This window comes from Corynebacterium sp. LK2590 (genome assembly GCF_040946105.1).
In the GTDB taxonomy this organism is placed as follows: domain Bacteria; phylum Actinomycetota; class Actinomycetes; order Mycobacteriales; family Mycobacteriaceae; genus Corynebacterium.
On sequence record NZ_JAYWMH010000005.1, the window covers coordinates 1 to 16,427 of the forward strand.

A 16,427-nucleotide genomic window follows, 5' to 3' on the forward strand; every position below is an offset into this window, starting at 1 on the left:
TACTAATAGGGTGTCCACTACTCGAGGGTAACCTCACGAGGACGGAATAGTTGAGCAGAAATTCGTTGAAGAGCTGCATTTGTACTGCTCTCAACCGGAACTTGAAAGGCTGATAAAGCGGTTTAAAAGTTCCTTCGCTCAAGAATTTCACGAATTGGATGACTTTTCTCCCGTTGCAGTGGAAACCGAAGAAGACGACTATAATCTAGCTATCGAAGCAGCAGGTAGGGGCGATTTTGAGGATCTTCGAGCTTACGTAATAAAGCAAGAGTTTGTTTTCCCTGTCCGAAAAAAGAACGAGGAAGATCTCGACAAAATCAGCAATAGGGTCTTCGGGATTGTTGGAGAAACTGTTGAGGATGTCCCCTATTTCAGCTTCCTTGACCTGGAAGGGGATCGGACCTAAGTAGCCCCAGCGATTCTCCGCGTTCTGAGACGCCTGCACCACGCCTGGGTGATGTGCTCGACGCTCAAGAGCGCATAGAGCGCCCCGGACGACGGGGCGGGCGCGCTGGCTGGCGTTAGCCGCGTTCAAAGTCAGCGATAACCAAGTCAGCCGCCGTCGCCGTCTGCGTCGACACCTGGCGCTGCCGCGCGTACGGCTGCGCCGCACGCTTGCCCCTGAATTTTTCGTGCCCGACAGCCCCGCCCTGTACGTGCTTTTTCCCGAGGCCACCACGGAATCTCGGCAGATTGCCCGGGAGGATAGCGATTACCTGACACAGCCAAAAGCCGCCGAAAACTCGGCGGCTTTTCTATGCTGACCACGCTCTACGAGCGCTAAGCGCTCTAGGATATGGGACAGGTGCGGGACCCCTGTGGTACTACGACGCGGTTGGTACACCCCGGATGCTAAAAGGGGAAAAGGGGGTCCTTGGGGCTATGACAAGATCAGGCATAAGCACGGAATTTGGAACCTATATACGATAAACAAGTACTTTAAAGGGCTCTGCGAAGCGAGGATGGAAGGTACCGACCGTATCTATGAAACTCCTATCTATGAGGCTGTCCGCACTAATGATGGAAAAAAGGTTGGAACTGGAAGATCATTTGAACTTCGAGCAGTAATAGAAACTACAGTGTGGGTCCCTGGAGGACTAGAGCTACGTGGAGTGAAGACAATGTTCCCGCTACGTGAGTCCAATGATGGCAGCGACGTGGTTCCCCAGTGGTTCAATATGGAGAAAAACATAGATTAAAATAGGCGCGGTGAGGCAGGGGGTAAATGATTAACCGTGGCCGGTTCGTGGAATATAAAGCTCTGTGCCCATCTTTTTGTCTGCCTTCGCTCTCCTCAATTCTATAAAGCGTTGAGGCGTGTTGTCGCTAACGGTTCCGAGCCATTTTATTTTATCTCCGCAACCGTAGTCTAAATCCCCGGCGAATGGATCACCGGCAAGCTGATCTGCCCAGGCCTTGACAGCAGTATCTTCTTCCGATGAGACTCCCCCAGTACTCGGTATTGGGGGCATTTCCATGCCAACATACGCAAGTCCTTTCGTGGACATTACTGAGAATACGCAGTAGACGTACTGAGCCGTTCTCCAAGCTGCCCGTAGCTCGACAGCTCCGGAAGAAATGAGGTTTTCTTGAGCAAAATACCGCTTTAAAAGCGAATTCATGTAATGGGCAAAAGACGTTATGCTCCAATTATTTACCATGTTTCACTCCTCGTATTCGCGCTACTGACAGTCAATGCAGCTTCCGCAGTCCATACCAACTGCATAGTACCTCTTGGGGTTACCCGCAAATCTGCGAGCCCAGAAATTGCGACACTCCTTCGTAGGAGTATTGCTTCTTCCATCGTGCCAATGACCTCGGTCGTTCCATGTCCTTTACCTCAATTCTCTCGTAAGAGTGGAAGACTATTTCCTCGTTCGAAGGCTGTGCTTAGCTCTCAGCTGAACCGTTGGCTACATTCAGCCATAGCCCGCGCATCCATCGGTCGACGACGTAGAGACGCCAAATCAACTTGATCATCTCACGTCGCGATGAGTGCGCCGGGATCTCAAGGGCAGCGCCCTTCGAGAAGTCCTCGAGGATCCGCCAAAATGTAGGCTGTGTCTTGGATTTAAGCTTCTCAAGATTCGGCGACTCTAGTAACTCGGCCGCTAATTCTCGCGCGAGCGTTTCGGTATATTCTCGTGGCTTAAGTGTCTTCAATCGTTCATCGACATACGTATCTTTGGAGTCAACAAACTCAGGAACTGCACTTTGACGCTGCTCGTAACTATCTCGGCCTATTTTTTCGTCTGCCCCTCGCGACTCAAACAACCAACTGCCGCCATTTGAAAGAGGGACTCGGTTTCCAGCGGGCCAAATAAGCTCCAGCGCCCTAAACAATGCACGTTCCGACACTTTCTCTGACATCGTCAGAGCATCCGATACAGCTGCAACCTCGGCATCTGCAATGGGATAGGCTATTACCGCATCCCGCTCGTAGAGGTTGATATGCCCTTGAAGCCAACGTCCAGACCGGAAACTCCGTGCGAAAAGGTAAAGGTATTCAATCGATTGGTTCACAGCAACGTCGCTCGCCCACTGCTCTAGGAACTGGTTATATCCCTCTATTAGAGAATCAGCAGCAAGCCAGGTCGCTTGCCGGCGGAGCGCATTCTTCAACGACTGTGGGGTGTAGGACAACTTGTTAGCCTGTCCGCCTTTCATGAGCGGCCACTGCCCAAGAACGATAGGATCACCGTCATGCCGAGGGCTAGAACCTTCGTACAAAGCCGTGTGCGGTTCCGAAGGAGGCACACCATCGGAAAGCCTAATTATCCTATCTACCTTATCCGACGTTGCGGATAGATCAACTTCCTTAGGTGCTGTGACATGCAGTGGAGTTCCTGCTAGGGAGCACAAGGTTTGCGCCACCCTAACTTCTTCGTCATAAGGACGCCCGTAAGTCACCGCATACAGTGGAAGTTTTCGGTTACTCAACAATCCCAGGAGGATGCGGCTGTCTTTTCCCCCGCTCATGCGTAGTTGTACGTCTCCGCCGCCGAAGTCCCGAAAAGCACGCTCCGTCGCATCCTGGAGGGCAGATGCCAAGGCTTTGCCGCCTTCTTCCTCTGTATGAAACTTGTCTAACCGTGAGTGGTTCCCCGCAGGAGCATCGATAATCCGAATACGCCCAGCACGGATTTCCAAGGCCTGATCTACCGCAAGTGTTGATACCTTTTCATAAGGCGACGCTGAACTCACGTTGTACCCAAAAAGCACGTACTCATCCAAATAATCGTCCGAAAGCTTCACATCTGCCAGGACTCCTTCGACGCGAGCCAGAGCTGCTAGTAGTGGGCGATTTGAGACCACTACGAAGTCTTCGTTCTCTGCGTAGTGCGCAGTTTCCAGAGCAGGCACGGTGTTCCAAATTGTCACGCAGTCGCGGTATCGCTCACCAAAAACTGCAACGTACGAACCCCACAGCGGGTCGGTGAAAACGAGCTTTTCGCCACGTCGGCTTACATAGTGAATCAGATCTTCGCCAACGTCTTGGCCCGAGGAATAGGCCCACCAATCCTTCTTCTTGCGTACAGAATTGGGTTCCTTGTCACGAGCCCAGGTAAGAATGGACGCCAGACCATCAGCTCCCGGTGGTACGATTTTCGGTTCAGCTCCGTAGTGGTTACCGACCACGGCACGATAGGTTGTAAACACCCGCCGCAAAAACTCCGAGCTCTGTTTCACACGTTGCTCGGATCCGCCTTCGCGCTGGCGTTCCTTGGGGATAGCTAATAAGAAAATACTCATTTATTTCTTTCGAGAGAGGAGACCGGTCTAGGACAAACGCAGCTTAGGTATTGCCTACCTTAGAAGTCTTTAGAGAGAATACCGGCCCACTGGGTGTAAATACTGTCCGTGTTCCACTTCGCCGCATTTTGACGGGCTCTGAAGCTCATTTCCTTGAAACGTTCGAAAGAGCGGGCGGATAGAACGACTTCGGCCATTTGTGCAAGATCTTCGTAGACATTGTCACTGCCAAAGACGTCCATCGAGCCGGCACGACTCCAGACTATTGGCACAGCTCCGGAGGCCATGCCTTCGGCTGGGGCGAGGTGAAAACTTTCTTCATCACTGGGTGAAAGGACGAATCCGATTCCTCGCAACCAGGAAGCAATGTCCGTGCTGAACGGTTCGAAAACAACGTGGCTGGAAAGAAGCTCATCTTCTCGTAGGCGTGCGAAAAAGTCGAGGTATTTGTGCCTCTGTAGGTTGTCTTTCCACACGTAGGGGTAGTCCCAAGGCATTCGCCCCTTGATGTGGAGATAGTAGCGGTCGTCCTGTTGTAGTAGCTTGCTGAGCAGATCCAAAGCCTTGTCGGGGCGCTTCAAGAACGGCACCATCCCAACGAGGCCTAAGTGGTAGCGAGCATCTGGCCCCTTCGGGCGCGAAAAGTCTTTGGTGTCAATCATGTTCGGGACCACCTGGACCTTGCCGTCTAGTTCGGGAAGGAATTCAATGGTGGCCCGTCGATAGTGCTCCGAGACCGTGAGCACAGAATCAACTGCTTCTAAGTTCGCGTCGGCGAACCAGGGAGCCCGATTGCGTGTTTCGAATCCGTGGAGGCGAGCAATAAGGCGAGTATCTTCGGCCTTGTGGTTTGAATAGTACGTCAAGTTTGGGCCAGCGAACTCGCAGAAGATGACGTCGGCCCATTGGGCTAGCTCGTTGCTTTGTGCCTCATCGTGCTTGTGTAGCGACTCCCAATGGTCGAACTTAATCTCAAAGCGAGGATCCTTGAGCAGCCGAGAAAGCAGTTCGCCAGCGAATTTGAGGTCGTGGGATGCCACCAGTAGCTTCGTCGGCTCATACGCATTTTCGTCGTCTTTATCATTGCGCAAGACCATCGCGCGGGTAAAGACGTCGCGCAAGCGTTGTACAGCAGAGCTCATCGAGTATTGGTGAACCGCACGCTGGACAGAGTCTTGAACCTGCGGGACTGAGCCAAGATTCGTCGCAATGGTCTCGGCTAGCAGGTCAACGTCAGTCTGTGCGTTAACGAAGAAGGGATAATCAGCCCCCAAGAGGAGCTCATGGTCGCCATTGCGGTTAATTACCGGCGGAGTGCCGGCTGCTGCGTATTCCAAGGCCTTTGTGGAGATCTCCATGCTGGAGTCCAGCTTTGAAGTACGCCACCCGATTCCCAGATCTGCCTCCGAAATCATGCGCAGAGACTCTTCGCGCGCGACCGCACCTACTGCCGTGACTCCGGGGTACTCCCCGCGTTGGGCAGACTCAAGTGCCTGGGCCATTCGACTACTCCAGCTCGGATCGTCCTTGTCCCGATTGATCTTTGCTCCGATGACTGTCAGGTGGGCACGCACTCCCCTCTCCTGGAGTTTGGCCGGCAGCTCCAGCATCTCCAAGGTCTTCCAGTCCTTGGCGAATTTACCCGCGTAGACGATCTCCAGTGGTCCCTCATTCCCCGCACTATCTTGTGTCATGTCGGCAAAGGCTTTGTCGGGAATCATGGGAGGAAGGAGGTAGGTTTTCCCAGGGGCCGAAGGCGCAAGGGCTTCGAAATAGGAGCGGGAAGTCTCCGTCTGCGAGAACAAGCCAGCTGAGCGAGAAGCAACGCGCTCTAGACGGTTCAAGCCATTAGCGGATAGCTTGCTCGGCGGAAATGGCAGGTCAGTGACGTAGGACCATAGGATTTCGCTAAGCCCCTGATCCTTGCAAAATGCATTACACGCTTCGAGGCCGCGGACCACAACGGCATCAAGGCCTTCCGCAGCGTGGATTTCCTTCACGCGAGCAGCACACTGCCCAATATCGCGGACGCTAATTTCCCCGCTCGAAGGATTCGGCACGTAGTCAATGGCTACATTGTCCAAGACCGAAACCGCTGATACCAGCTTCTTGTCGGTCGGTTCAGTCTTCAAAACCAGCCAAACCTCGTCGAAGACTCGGCTAAGGACCTCGGTGATCGACATCATCCAGATGGAAGAGCCGTCAATAATATTGGGGTTAATGTCAGCGTATACAGCAGCCTTAGACATTGAGTGTGCTCTCCTTTTCCAGATAGTTCTCTAGCTGGGCGTAAATCGCCAAGCCTTCCAACTGCGACCTATCATCTTCGCCGTCACCAATTACGTAGTCTGCTGCCTCTCGCAACGAATGTGTCAAGGTCGTGACCTCGGCTCCGGCAAGGACGAGCACAATGGCCCCTTGCTTCTTCGCTAGGTTCAATGACTCCATTAGCTCGAGGAATGCTTGCAAGCGGAAAGACTCGAGCCCGTGCGCCCACGCCCCCTTATTGAAAGCTTCTTCTTCGATAATCACGTAGTCCTGTGGGGCAGCCACTGCGCGCCGGGTTTGATTCGGCTCGAGCGTCTCTAGGTCTACCGAATCAGACAGATCCGACATCAATTCAGTTGTCCCAATGACCGCTACACGTTTAGCCCATCGATCATCGGAGGAGTCGAAGACCGCACTGAAATTCTGATATTTATCGCTAGTTACGCTGATGGCGGCTGCCCCACGACCGATAACTCCCGGCGCATTCGACCGCTGCACAGAGGATGCAGGGATCGCTCCGGCAGCGTATACACTTCCTGCTTCAGCTTCGAACGGCGAAGTATTATTTGGAGCATCTGCAGGCACTGGATTTGCGGGCGCACTAGATTTGCCAGTACGCGCTTGGAGCTGTTCAATGACCGTATTTCTTTGCGAGGCCGCGTTCGAAATATGCGGATCCAGGTTCTTGAGGCGAGCATCCACCTGACGGAAGTATTGCCGAAGTTCACCCACTGACTGCTTTGCCCAAGACAAAAACCCCACGGCGAAAATAAGAGCGACAAGGCCACCGGCCAGAGCGAAGATGGTTTCCACGACGCCTTGCGGCACGACGAAAGCCACTGCAAACAGCACAAACGCCACGGCTAGAAGCAGCGTCAATGCTTTACCGTGGCGAATTTTGCCTAGAACACTCATCCTGGGCCTTTCCACAATTATCCAGACTAATTTCAACTGCTAATTTAGAATACACAAGGTATCTCACCCTCGTGAGGTAACTGGGGAACCTCCGTTTAACCCAAAACGACGTTCGGAGCCCGGTAAGCCGCGGTGACTTCCTGGAGGTACTCGTGCGCGGGATCTTTGTTGTCCTTGCCCATCAGGCGTGCCCACTCGTGGTACTGGGGAGAGACCACGTCGGTGGGCCCGTCGGCGATGATGTGTCCCTTGCTGATCCAGATGCAGCGCTGGCAGTTCTTCTCTACCTGCCCGATGGAGTGGGAGACGAGGAAGAGGTTGCCGGCGCGCTCTAGGACCTCGGCCATGCGCGCCTTCGCCTTGGCGCCGAAGGCGGCGTCGCCGGTGGATAGGGCCTCGTCGATGAGGAGGATATCCGGCTTGACGGCGGTAGAGATGGCAAAGCCCAGGCGGGAGCTCATGCCGGAGGAATAGGTAGACATGGGGCGCTTGATGGCATCGCCTAGCTCGGTCCACTCGGCGATGAGCGGGATCTGCGCGCGAGCCTCCTCCGGTTTCATGCCCAGCGCCAGGCAGCCCAGGTAGATGTTCGTCTCCCCGGACAGGGACCTCTGCAGGGCGGGGCTGACCCCCATCAGCATCGGCTGCGAGCGCACCAGGATCTTGCCGCTGGTGGGTGACTCGCCCCCGGCGATGAGGTTAAGCAGCGTGGATTTGCCGGAGCCGTTCAGGCCGATGATGCCGACGGACTCGCCGGGCGCGGCGACCAAGGAGGCATCGGTCAGCGCGTCGACGACCATCTTGTTCTTGCCCGCCCGCACGGTCCGGGCGTCGTCGGAGCGGGACTGGCTGATGACGTAGCGCTTCGAGACGTTCTGGACGACGACGTTGGCTTCCTCCACGTAGTGGACGTTGTCGTCCGCGTTCGCCTCGCTCGTCGCCGCGGTGCTAGTGGCGGTCTTTGCTTGGTCGGTCTTATGCAAGTCGGACATATTTGTGCTCCGCTCCCCAGAAGTAGATGAAGCCCACCACGAACGTGCCGACGGTCCAGGCCAGCAAGGTCAGCCACGTGGAAAGAGCCGGACAGGTTCCGTAGATGGTCGAATCACGGATCGCCGTGAGGAAGATGTATGCCGGATTGTGCGACATGAGCTCCTGGACGGCCGGCGTGTGGGAGAAACGATCCAACGAAAACATCACGCCGGACAGGAAGAACCACGCCTGCGTCACAATGCCGATGAGGGCTTTGACGTCCGGGATTTCGGCGGTCAGGCGCGCCACGATCATCATCAGCCCACAGCCGAAGATGTGCAGCATCAGGTACAGCGGCACCACCAGGATGATGGTCCAGTTGGGCGGGGTGCCCCACTGCGCCAAGAACGCCAGGATCATGCCGATGAGCGCGGGCAGGAGGTTATCGATGCCGGCGCGCAGGGTCTGCGAGAATGCCAGCGAGGCCCGCGGGAAGGCAAAGGTGCGGATCATCCCGCGGGACTTGGTAATCAGGCCGCTGCCGGCGGAGAACAGGCCCGTAATCATGCGCATGAACATGATGCCGAGGATGAGGTAGCCAATGAAGTTCTCGATGCCGCGGGAGGTCTTGAACAGGTAGCCGAACAGGAAGCCGTAGAAGGCCACGTCCAGGATCGGGTTGGCCACCAGCCACAGCTTCCACAGGCGGTAGTCGCGCGTGGAGCGCAGGGCCTTGGAGCGGGCTTCCGCGATGACGAAGAAGCGGCGTTCCCAGAGCTGCTGGATATAGGTGGGCAGGCTGGGCCGGGGGTTGAGCGGTTTCAGCCCCTCCGGGGACACGATCTGGACCGGACCGTCGGAATGGGTGATCTGCTCGTTGAGCTTCTGGAAATAATCGACGCTCCGGGAGTTCTCCCGCTTTCGGTGACGACTCATTTACCTAGGCCCCCTTTCCGTTGCCTCATTGTCTTGACGTACCTCTTTGTTTTCACTTGAAACTTCAACCAGTCTAGTCAACTTCCTTTAGCAAATGATAAAGGGTTTTTACTATCGCGTCCGTGTCGCCGGATGGGCTGTAGAAGTCCAGCGGTAGCTGCGACAGCGGCGAGTCGGCGGTGACAATCCCCCACACCGGCGTGGTGGAGGCAGAATAATCGGAGTACTTCGACGGCAGGAACGGGTTGACGGCGAAGGCGGACCCGGTGGTCTCCGCGTCGTTGACCAGCAGCACGTCGTAGTCCTCCGTGGTAGCCAAAAAGTCCAGGTAATCCGCGTAAGGGTAGGCGCGCACATCGACGGGCGCTCCGGGTGCTTCGGCGGCCTGCTGCCACCGGAGGGCATCGACGGCCGCGGGGTTGCCGCAGTAGATGTGCAGGACAAAGCGCTGGCGCGCGTTTTCCGGCAGGATGGCCAGCGCCCGCAAGACCGGGCCCATGCCACGGTTGGCGTAGAAGTTGCCGAAATAGGCGATGTTGATCTTATCTGGAACCGCTTGGGCCTTAGAGTCACCCAAGGAAAACAGCTCCCTCGGCGGCGGGGTGTGCGGCCGGATGACGGATTTCGCCCGCGCTTCTTCTTGCAGCCCCTCCGGGTACGGGGCCAGCATGACCTCGCGCTGGTTGGCGTTGGTAAAGACCAGGCGGTCGGCGTGGATGAGGGTCACGGCCTCAGTCAGGGCGAAGTGGGTCTCCAGGGCGAGACCCGGCCACCGGCTGGAAGAGACCGCCCGCCGCAGCTGCAGCGTGGTCAGCCCCGGGGTGATAGCTCCTTCCCGGGGCTCGCCGTCCACGCCGAAGCGCAGGGGATCGGAAAATTCCGCCTCCCAGTAAAGCCCCGGGTGCTTGAGCTTGACCAAGGCCGCGGCCACGTGGGAGCCGGACCACAGGGCACGCGAGTACATCTCCTCGTAGGGGTGGGCGGATTTCATCCGCTTGCCGGCCACCCGCGCGGCCTTCCGGGCAAAGCTGGAGATCAGCGGCCAGGCCGCGAACGAAGGATCGACCCGGATCTCGGTCCGCTGGGCCAGGTAGGGCTCGACGATAAGCTGCGTCGACGGATCCTGCGAGCGCACGCGGGACATATCGGCGAAGATGGCGTCGACGAGCTCGCCGCGTGCGGCGATGTGCTTGGCCACGACGTTGGCCGCGGTATCCGCATAGGGCGGGAAGCAATAGGAGATCACCAGCCGGCGCGCTTTGCCCGTGCGCAGGTCGGCCCACGGCAGGCCCGGCACTTTGAGGCTGACTGCCTCCGCGATTGCCGCGTCCACGTCCTCCGGATTCGTCTTCAGGTAATCGCGCACGAAGGAGAACTGGGCGGCCTCCAGGCTCTCACGTGCTCTTGCGGAGGCCTCCGGGACATCGATGCCGCGCAGGCTAGCGATGCAGGCCAGGCGCTGGCGCACACTGAATTCGTACGAGCTTTCCTGCCGGCTGACCGACCCGGCGCGCTGGGTGCGCAGGTAGGCGGCCCCGGCGTGATCCTGCGGCACGCGCAGGGCCAGGTCCGGGTGCTTGAGCAGGTGCGCGAAGAAGACCACGTCCTCGCCGGAGGCCAGGTCTTCGGCGTAGCGGTAGCGGGTCAGGACCGCGCTCGGGACCACCTTGCAGGCGTTAAAGCCCAGGGCCCAGGCGGTGCTGCGCGCAAGCTGCGTCGTCCCCGCCAGGGCCTTAATCCGCACGCCCAGGCTCGTGGACTCGTCGCGCTGCCCGGCGCGCACGTCCACTATCGGCAGCAGCCCGCCCACCCCCGGCCCCGCGGTGGCCAGCCCTAGCTCGAGGAAACGCGGCTCGAGGCAGTCGTCATCGTCGAGGAAGGTGACGTATTCCCGCCGCACCGCGGCCAGCCCGAGGTTGCGGGCGCGGCTGGCGCCTGGGGCATCGCTAGTCAGAACCCGCAGGTTCAGCCCCGGGTGCTCCGCGCGCGCCTGGGCCAGGGCCTCGTAGCTGCCGTCGGCCGGCCCGTTGAGCACCACGATGACCTCGAAGAGCTCCGGGGCGAGCGTCTGTGCCGTCAGGGAGTCGACCACGGCTGGCAAGCGCTCGCGGCCCTGGTACGAGGGCACGACGACGCTGATACCCGGCTGGAATGCTCCGCGGCTCATCGCAGCTTCTCCAATCCCTTGTAGAGGTAGGCCACCAGCGTGGCCGGCAGGTACTGTTTGATGGGCTTGGCCAGCGGCACCACCTTCTTGACCACCAGGGAGCCCAGGCTGGGCTCCGACAGCGTCGGCTCGGCAGGCTCTGGCTCGGGCTCCGGGCCGGCCCCCGCCTGGGCGGCTAGCCCCCGCACGAAGTCTTCGCTGGAGCGGGTCGGGCCCGAGGCTGTGCCTAGGCGCAGCCGCAGCCATCCTCCTTCAGCCTCGAATCCGGTCACGCACGCGCGCTCTTCCGGGACGTCTGCGCGCAGCAGCCCCACCATCCGCGCCAGGTGTTTAGTATCTGCCCAGTACTCTGCCTGCGCGTGGCCGGCGCTGAGCCACCGGGAGGCGGCGTCCAGGGTGAGTGGCTCGGGAGTATTGACCAGGATGAGCCGGCCGCCCTCGGCGGGCCACGTGTCCGGCAGCCCGGACAGGAAGATGGCATCCCCGGGAACGGAGGCCAGGGAGACCGGCGCCGCGGAGTCGTCAAGGATTACCACCGGGCGCGCGGGCTCCGCGGCGGGGCGCTCCGGGTTTTGAAGCTTCGTGCTGATTGTGGCCTGGTAGGCCTCTAGGCTGCTGATACGCATGGTGAATGTGCCGCCTACCTGGTCGCGTTCTGCCGGTTGCGCTGCAGGTGGGCGTTGTTGCGCTCAATCCGGGCGAGGATGTCGAGCAGGTTGGCCGGCACCACCTCGTCGCGCTGGTGCTCCACCCACTTCCTGCCGGTCTCCCCGACCTGGAGCATCTCCGGGTTCTTAGCGAGGCTAATCCACAGCTCCGCTAGGGCCTCCGGGTTTTCCGGCTCCATCACGTGGCCGGCGCGCAGCTGGTGGATAAGCGACGCGGCCTCCCCGGCTACGGCCGCGCTGATGTGGATACCTAACTGCATGAGCTCGTAGGTCTTGGACGGGATAGCGCGCTCCAGGGCGTCCCAATCGGTCAGGTGCACCAGGGCGGTATCCGCCCACTCGTAGTATTCCCGCAGTTGGTCGGCCGGCAGCCGGTGGTGGAACTCGACATCGAGGCCCAATTCTTCCGCGCGCTCATTCAGGGCGAACCAGGTAGCGCCGTCGCCGATCATCCGCAGGTGCACGTCCAGGCCCTTGTCCCGGGCGATCTTGGCGGCCTCCAGCGCGTTTTCCAGCTTCTGGGCCCGCCCCAGCGTCCCGGCGTACAGGACGTTCAGGCCGCCTTCGCGCGGTGTGCTGACCTGCCGGTCGTAGTCCGAGCGGGGCGCGAAGACGTTGCGGATGGTGGTCAGCTCCGGCTTGGGTCCCGGCATGGTCCGGGCGAAGTAGTTGGCCAGGTAGTCGCTCTCGCGCTGTGTGGTGGTGATGACGCCGACGGACTTGCGCAGCGCCGAGTACATGGTTTTCTCGGTGGCCTTGGTCAGCACTTGGAGCGGCCCGCGGCTCAAGATCTTTTCGCGCAGGGTCCTCCGTCCGGTCCCGGAATTCCAGTCGCGGCTCTCGCGCAGCAGATCCGGCCAGGCGTCGCGCAAATCGAGAACGTAGGGCACCCGGTGGATACCCGCGACCAGCCGCGTCACCGCCGAGGTCGGCAGGGCCGGCACAGTGCCGATGACCAAGTCCGGCCGCAGTTTGCGGACCTGGTGGGAGGGGTTCAGGTGCATCAGCACCATTGAAGCGGCTACCGATGCCTGGTTGAAAATCCGCTGCGTCAACGAGCGGCCCGCGGGGAAGAACCCCGAGCGGATGATCCGCTCCCCTGCCGGGCCTTCTTCGGCGTGCTGCGCGGAGCGGAAACTGCGCTGGTCCAGCCATTGCCGGAGAGAGATTTTGCGCTGGTAGTGCGGGGGCGGCGCGATGACGGTGACCTGGTGCCCGTTGCGAATGAGGATCCGCGAGAGCCACGCCCACCGCCGCTGCGGTACCCCGTTTTCCGGATACCAGTACTGGGAAAGGACAAGGATCTTCACGGCAAACTAGGTGCTTTCTCTCACGGACGGATGTCTGGCTTTCTCAAGTACTGGGCCGGTGGCTCAGTATCAACCAAAGATTATCTAGATTTTTTAGTAACCACTTTTCCTACCTTACTTCCGATTGCTCGCTCGGAAAGCTCAATTCGGCACTCCGAAGGAAAAACGGGAGGGATTTACCGAAGCGGCGCACCCCCATCCCCACCACGCGGTAGCCATCCGGGAGGAAAACCTCCACCGTGCTGGAACCGCTCCCCGGGCGGGAGTCCAGGTATTTGTAGTAGCCCACCTCCGCTTGCGCGGACTTCGGCACGCCCGGCAGCGAGGCGCCGCCGGGGACTGGGCGCCCGTCGGCGGTCTGGATGTCCAGGGTGACCAGCCCTTGGTGGGGCCGGGCGGTCGGCGCGAAAATATGATCAAGCTCCAGGCGGAAGGATTGCAGCGGCCGGGGCATCGCTAGCCGGGCGGCTGTCCAGACCAGGGTGGGGCGGGGCAAGGCAGAGGCAGTGCGCTCGTCCACGACCAGCGGTGCCACCGTGGGAAACAGGCGCCCCAGGGATTCGCCGTCCTCGAAGCGCGGGTACTTGGACATCGCCTTGACCAGGCCCGACATGGAGGGCCCGTCCTTGGCGCGCAGGACGTTGTCCTGGGACAGGTGGTTGAAGCGGAAATACCCCAGCTTGCGCGAGTCCAGGATGACCGGGCTTTTCCGGTCCACCATGTTGTGCGGGGCCGGCCGGGGCGATTGCAGCTTCCCGTCCTCGGCGAACTGGCAGACGTACATCAGCCCCATGGAGTTCATGGGGAAATGCGCCTGCCGCAGGTTCGTCACGCGACCCCGGTGGAGGATGCCCTCCACCCCGAGCGGCAGGCTGACGGCCATCCCGCAGTACTCCGGCCGCACGTAGCGCGCCATGGTGGCGAAGTATTCGGTGCTCAGCACGTCGTCATCGTCGAGCCGGTACTGTCCGAAGGCCTCGCCCGCGGCCACGTGCTCGCGCGCGATCTCTGCCAACGGGGTCCCGGCCTTGCCGTCGGGCCGCTTGTCGAGGTGCAGAAAATCGTAGCGCTGCGCCGCCTCGGCCAGGCTGCGCTGGTACTTTTCCGGCAGCGACTCCGAGTAGGAGACCACGTGCACCACGTCGAAATCCCGCGCGGCCGCGGCCAAGGCCGGCAGCGTGTGCTGGATGAAGATTTCCTCCCGCAGGTCTAAGCGGGCCGGGGCGTAGAGCTCTTTCTTGTAATTCTCCACGCTCTTCGCGGTTTTCGCGTTAGCTTTAGCGCCCGCGGTCGCAGCGCCGTCCTGCTGGGTCAGCCGCCACGACGTCGAGGTCGGGTTGAACAAGCTGTACCGCGTGCGTCCGATGAAAAACATGTTGTACTCTCCCCTGCCCTAGTCCTCGTCTGCTTCCCGGCCCACGAAGACGTGGTCCCGGTTGAGCCCGTAGCTTTCCACGATCCCGTTGCGCTTCAGCGCCGAGGCCTCCACGTCCCAGGTGTGCCCGGCGGCGGCGCGGACCTGGATGTAGTTGAAACGGTCGGCCGAATAAATCTTCCCGCCCGCGGCGGCCACGTCGCGCAGGAACTGGGTGTCCTCGCCCCTGCCGAGCTCCCGGAAGGGATGCTCCACAAATGTCTCCCTCCTGCCGGTCAGCGTCGCGCCCAGGACCAGGTCGGTCCACAGGTGCTCGCGCCACGGTTTGCGCAGTACGAGCTCGTTGGTGTCGGCCAGGTACAGGTAGGACGCCTGCTTGCCCACGACGTCGGCCCCGGAATAGCGCAGGGCGTTGACCTGGTCGCGCAGGTAGTCCGGCCCGTAGCAGTCGTCATCGTCCATCTTGGCCACGTAGTCACCGCTGGCCTCGCCCACCAGCCCGTTGAGGACCTCGCCCAGGCCCGCCTCCGCGGGAAACTTGCGCAGGCGCACCCCATCCGGGACCTGCTCCGGGGCGGCAATCCCGTGAAGGCCCACCAGGACTTCTAGCTCGACCTCGCGCTGGCCCACGATCTGGTCCAAGGCCTCTGCCACGCGCTCCGGCCGGTTGGTAGCCATGATGACCGTGACCTTCGGCCGGCCGGTCCATTCGTTGTCCGCAGGCAGGCCCGCAGCTTGGACGATCTGCTCGGCGCGGTGGGTATAGGTGTGCCCCTCCCAGATGATCCGCTGGGCCTTATGCACCATCCGGTCCCGCGCGAGCGGGGAGCGCACCAGGGCCTCGATGCTCGCCGCAGCCGCATCGATAGCTTCCTCCGCGTCCTCGACGGGCTGTGCCACGGGGCCGTCGATGCTCAAGACCTCGCCGGGGCCGAACAGGCGGGATATCCCCTCTGCCGGTGTGGTTGCCACCGCGGTGCCGGCGGCGAGCAGCTCAATCACGCGGCGGGAAAACATGGTCGGGCTATCGGTGATGGTGTTGACGTTGAGGAAGACCTTGTAGCCGCGGTACGCGCTGAGCATCCGGCCATAGGGCAACGCGCCTACGACCCACTCGCCGAATGGCTCCGGGAAGGTGTATTTTTCGTCCACTTCCTGGTTGCGCGAATAGATGGTCAGCGCCGAATGCAGGTTGTCGCTAGCTAGCAGCCCGGCGCGCAGGATGAAATCCATCTGCCGGGCGCGGTCCGGGAATTTGTGGCGGAAATAGGTTCCCGCAAAGCAGAGGTCCCCGCGCTGGTAGCGCCCGCTGACTCCAGTGCGAATGGGGTTGTGCACCCGCGGCTGGGCGGCGAAGGGAGCGACCACCACGCGGCTGCCCGGCAGCGCCTCCTGGTAGCGGGGCGCGCAGGCGGCATCGGTAGTAGCGACGACCTCAAAGAGCCCCGCGGAAGCGAGGAAATCCTCGAAGTGGGCCGGGTCCTCCTTGTTCCAGAACACCGTGGGGATGCCGGTGCTCCGGCAGTGCGCGACCAACTCGCGCAGGCTGTCCGAGGGGGCGTTGCTGCCGACGACCTGATAGCGCCACGCCCCGGAGTTTCCCTGCCAGGCGGACTCAACTAGCAGGAAATCAATACCTTCGGCAATCTCCTCGCGCCAGTTGTCCGGGGAGACCGGCACCAGGTCGAATTCCCCTCCCCAGGCAAGGTGCGAGAAATCATCCAGGATGGCGCCCACCCGGTAATGGCCAAAAGGCTTGGGCCGGGACGTGTTTTCCGGGAACTCCTCGAAGTCCAGCGGATCGAAACCGCGCAGCTCCGCGCGCTTCATCTCCTCTACCCGCTGCTTGTCCGCCGCGTCCTGCGAGGCCTTCAGCCGGAGATTCTCCCGGTGCTCCAGGTGCCGGCCCAGCTGCCGGAAACCGCCCTTGCGCAGGTGCCACAAGGCGGTCCGTAGTTCGGAAAGGTTCATCGCTGGGCTCGTTTTCGGTTCGGGGAAGCGCTGAAACACAGCGTCACAGGAAAATGTTAACTGCGAACATCTTAAACGAAGCCCACCAACCT

The 16,427-nt window shown here is 60.4% G+C and carries 12 protein-coding genes; 1 reads left to right on the forward strand and 11 read right to left on the reverse strand.

The window, feature by feature from the left end:
* The first annotated feature begins 154 nt into the window (after positions 1-154).
* The gene (locus VVR85_RS07125; RefSeq protein ID WP_301979931.1) at positions 155-406 is read left to right on the forward strand and encodes a hypothetical protein; all 252 of its coding nucleotides are present in this window, start codon (positions 155-157) and stop codon (positions 404-406) included.
* An 823-nt stretch (positions 407-1,229) separates the two neighbouring features.
* Here VVR85_RS07125 and VVR85_RS07130 read toward each other — a convergent pair.
* From VVR85_RS07130 to VVR85_RS07180, 11 genes are all read right to left on the reverse strand, one after another.
* Positions 1,230-1,661 (reverse strand): hypothetical protein, encoded by a 432-nt coding sequence (locus VVR85_RS07130; protein ID WP_196977031.1) that lies wholly within the window; start codon positions 1,659-1,661, stop codon positions 1,230-1,232.
* A 229-nt stretch (positions 1,662-1,890) separates the two neighbouring features.
* On the reverse strand, positions 1,891-3,753 hold the full coding sequence (locus VVR85_RS07135) for a hypothetical protein (RefSeq protein ID WP_368520248.1): 1,863 nt from the start codon (positions 3,751-3,753) through the stop codon (positions 1,891-1,893).
* A gap of 59 nt (positions 3,754-3,812) precedes the next feature.
* On the reverse strand, positions 3,813-6,002 hold the full coding sequence (locus tag VVR85_RS07140) for a glycosyltransferase (protein WP_368520249.1): 2,190 nt from the start codon (positions 6,000-6,002) through the stop codon (positions 3,813-3,815).
* Positions 5,995-6,936, reverse strand: a complete 942-nt coding sequence (locus tag VVR85_RS07145; protein ID WP_368520250.1) for a hypothetical protein — start codon at positions 6,934-6,936, stop codon at positions 5,995-5,997. Before VVR85_RS07145 ends, VVR85_RS07140 begins: the two co-directional genes overlap by 8 nt.
* 95 nt (positions 6,937-7,031) lie before the next feature.
* Positions 7,032-7,736, reverse strand: coding sequence for an ABC transporter ATP-binding protein (locus VVR85_RS07150; RefSeq protein WP_409338194.1), 705 nt, complete (start codon positions 7,734-7,736; stop codon positions 7,032-7,034).
* Positions 7,737-7,911: 175 nt separating this feature from the next.
* Positions 7,912-8,844 (reverse strand): ABC transporter permease, encoded by a 933-nt coding sequence (locus VVR85_RS07155; RefSeq protein WP_368520252.1) that lies wholly within the window; start codon positions 8,842-8,844, stop codon positions 7,912-7,914.
* A gap of 73 nt (positions 8,845-8,917) precedes the next feature.
* A complete protein-coding gene (locus tag VVR85_RS07160; RefSeq protein WP_368520253.1) occupies positions 8,918-11,011 on the reverse strand; it encodes a glycosyltransferase in 2,094 nt (697 codons plus the stop codon).
* Positions 11,008-11,637, reverse strand: coding sequence for a hypothetical protein (locus tag VVR85_RS07165; RefSeq protein ID WP_368520254.1), 630 nt, complete (start codon positions 11,635-11,637; stop codon positions 11,008-11,010). The genes VVR85_RS07160 and VVR85_RS07165 overlap by 4 nt, the downstream gene beginning before the upstream one ends.
* 14 nt (positions 11,638-11,651) lie before the next feature.
* Positions 11,652-12,989 (reverse strand): glycosyltransferase family 4 protein, encoded by a 1,338-nt coding sequence (locus VVR85_RS07170; protein ID WP_368520255.1) that lies wholly within the window; start codon positions 12,987-12,989, stop codon positions 11,652-11,654.
* Positions 12,990-13,098: 109 nt separating this feature from the next.
* On the reverse strand, positions 13,099-14,364 hold the full coding sequence (locus tag VVR85_RS07175) for a glycosyltransferase (RefSeq protein WP_368520256.1): 1,266 nt from the start codon (positions 14,362-14,364) through the stop codon (positions 13,099-13,101).
* An 18-nt stretch (positions 14,365-14,382) separates the two neighbouring features.
* Positions 14,383-16,335 (reverse strand): glycosyltransferase, encoded by a 1,953-nt coding sequence (locus tag VVR85_RS07180; protein ID WP_368520257.1) that lies wholly within the window; start codon positions 16,333-16,335, stop codon positions 14,383-14,385.
* Positions 16,336-16,427 lie beyond the last annotated feature (92 nt).

What these genes read in the sequence shown, in the direction of transcription:
- VVR85_RS07130 (WP_196977031.1), bottom strand. Translation starts at nt 1,661, where the DNA reads ATGGTAAATAATTGGAGCATAACGTCTTTTGCCCATTACATGAATTCG.
- VVR85_RS07135 (WP_368520248.1), bottom strand. Translation starts at nt 3,753, where the DNA reads ATGAGTATTTTCTTATTAGCTATCCCCAAGGAACGCCAGCGCGAAGGC.
- VVR85_RS07140 (WP_368520249.1), bottom strand. Translation starts at nt 6,002, where the DNA reads ATGTCTAAGGCTGCTGTATACGCTGACATTAACCCCAATATTATTGAC.
- VVR85_RS07145 (WP_368520250.1), bottom strand. Translation starts at nt 6,936, where the DNA reads ATGAGTGTTCTAGGCAAAATTCGCCACGGTAAAGCATTGACGCTGCTT.
- VVR85_RS07150 (WP_409338194.1), bottom strand. Translation starts at nt 7,736, where the DNA reads ATGGTCGTCGACGCGCTGACCGATGCCTCCTTGGTCGCCGCGCCCGGC.
- VVR85_RS07155 (WP_368520252.1), bottom strand. Translation starts at nt 8,844, where the DNA reads ATGAGTCGTCACCGAAAGCGGGAGAACTCCCGGAGCGTCGATTATTTC.
- VVR85_RS07160 (WP_368520253.1), bottom strand. Translation starts at nt 11,011, where the DNA reads ATGAGCCGCGGAGCATTCCAGCCGGGTATCAGCGTCGTCGTGCCCTCG.
- VVR85_RS07165 (WP_368520254.1), bottom strand. Translation starts at nt 11,637, where the DNA reads ATGCGTATCAGCAGCCTAGAGGCCTACCAGGCCACAATCAGCACGAAG.
- VVR85_RS07175 (WP_368520256.1), bottom strand. Translation starts at nt 14,364, where the DNA reads ATGTTTTTCATCGGACGCACGCGGTACAGCTTGTTCAACCCGACCTCG.
- VVR85_RS07180 (WP_368520257.1), bottom strand. Translation starts at nt 16,335, where the DNA reads ATGAACCTTTCCGAACTACGGACCGCCTTGTGGCACCTGCGCAAGGGC.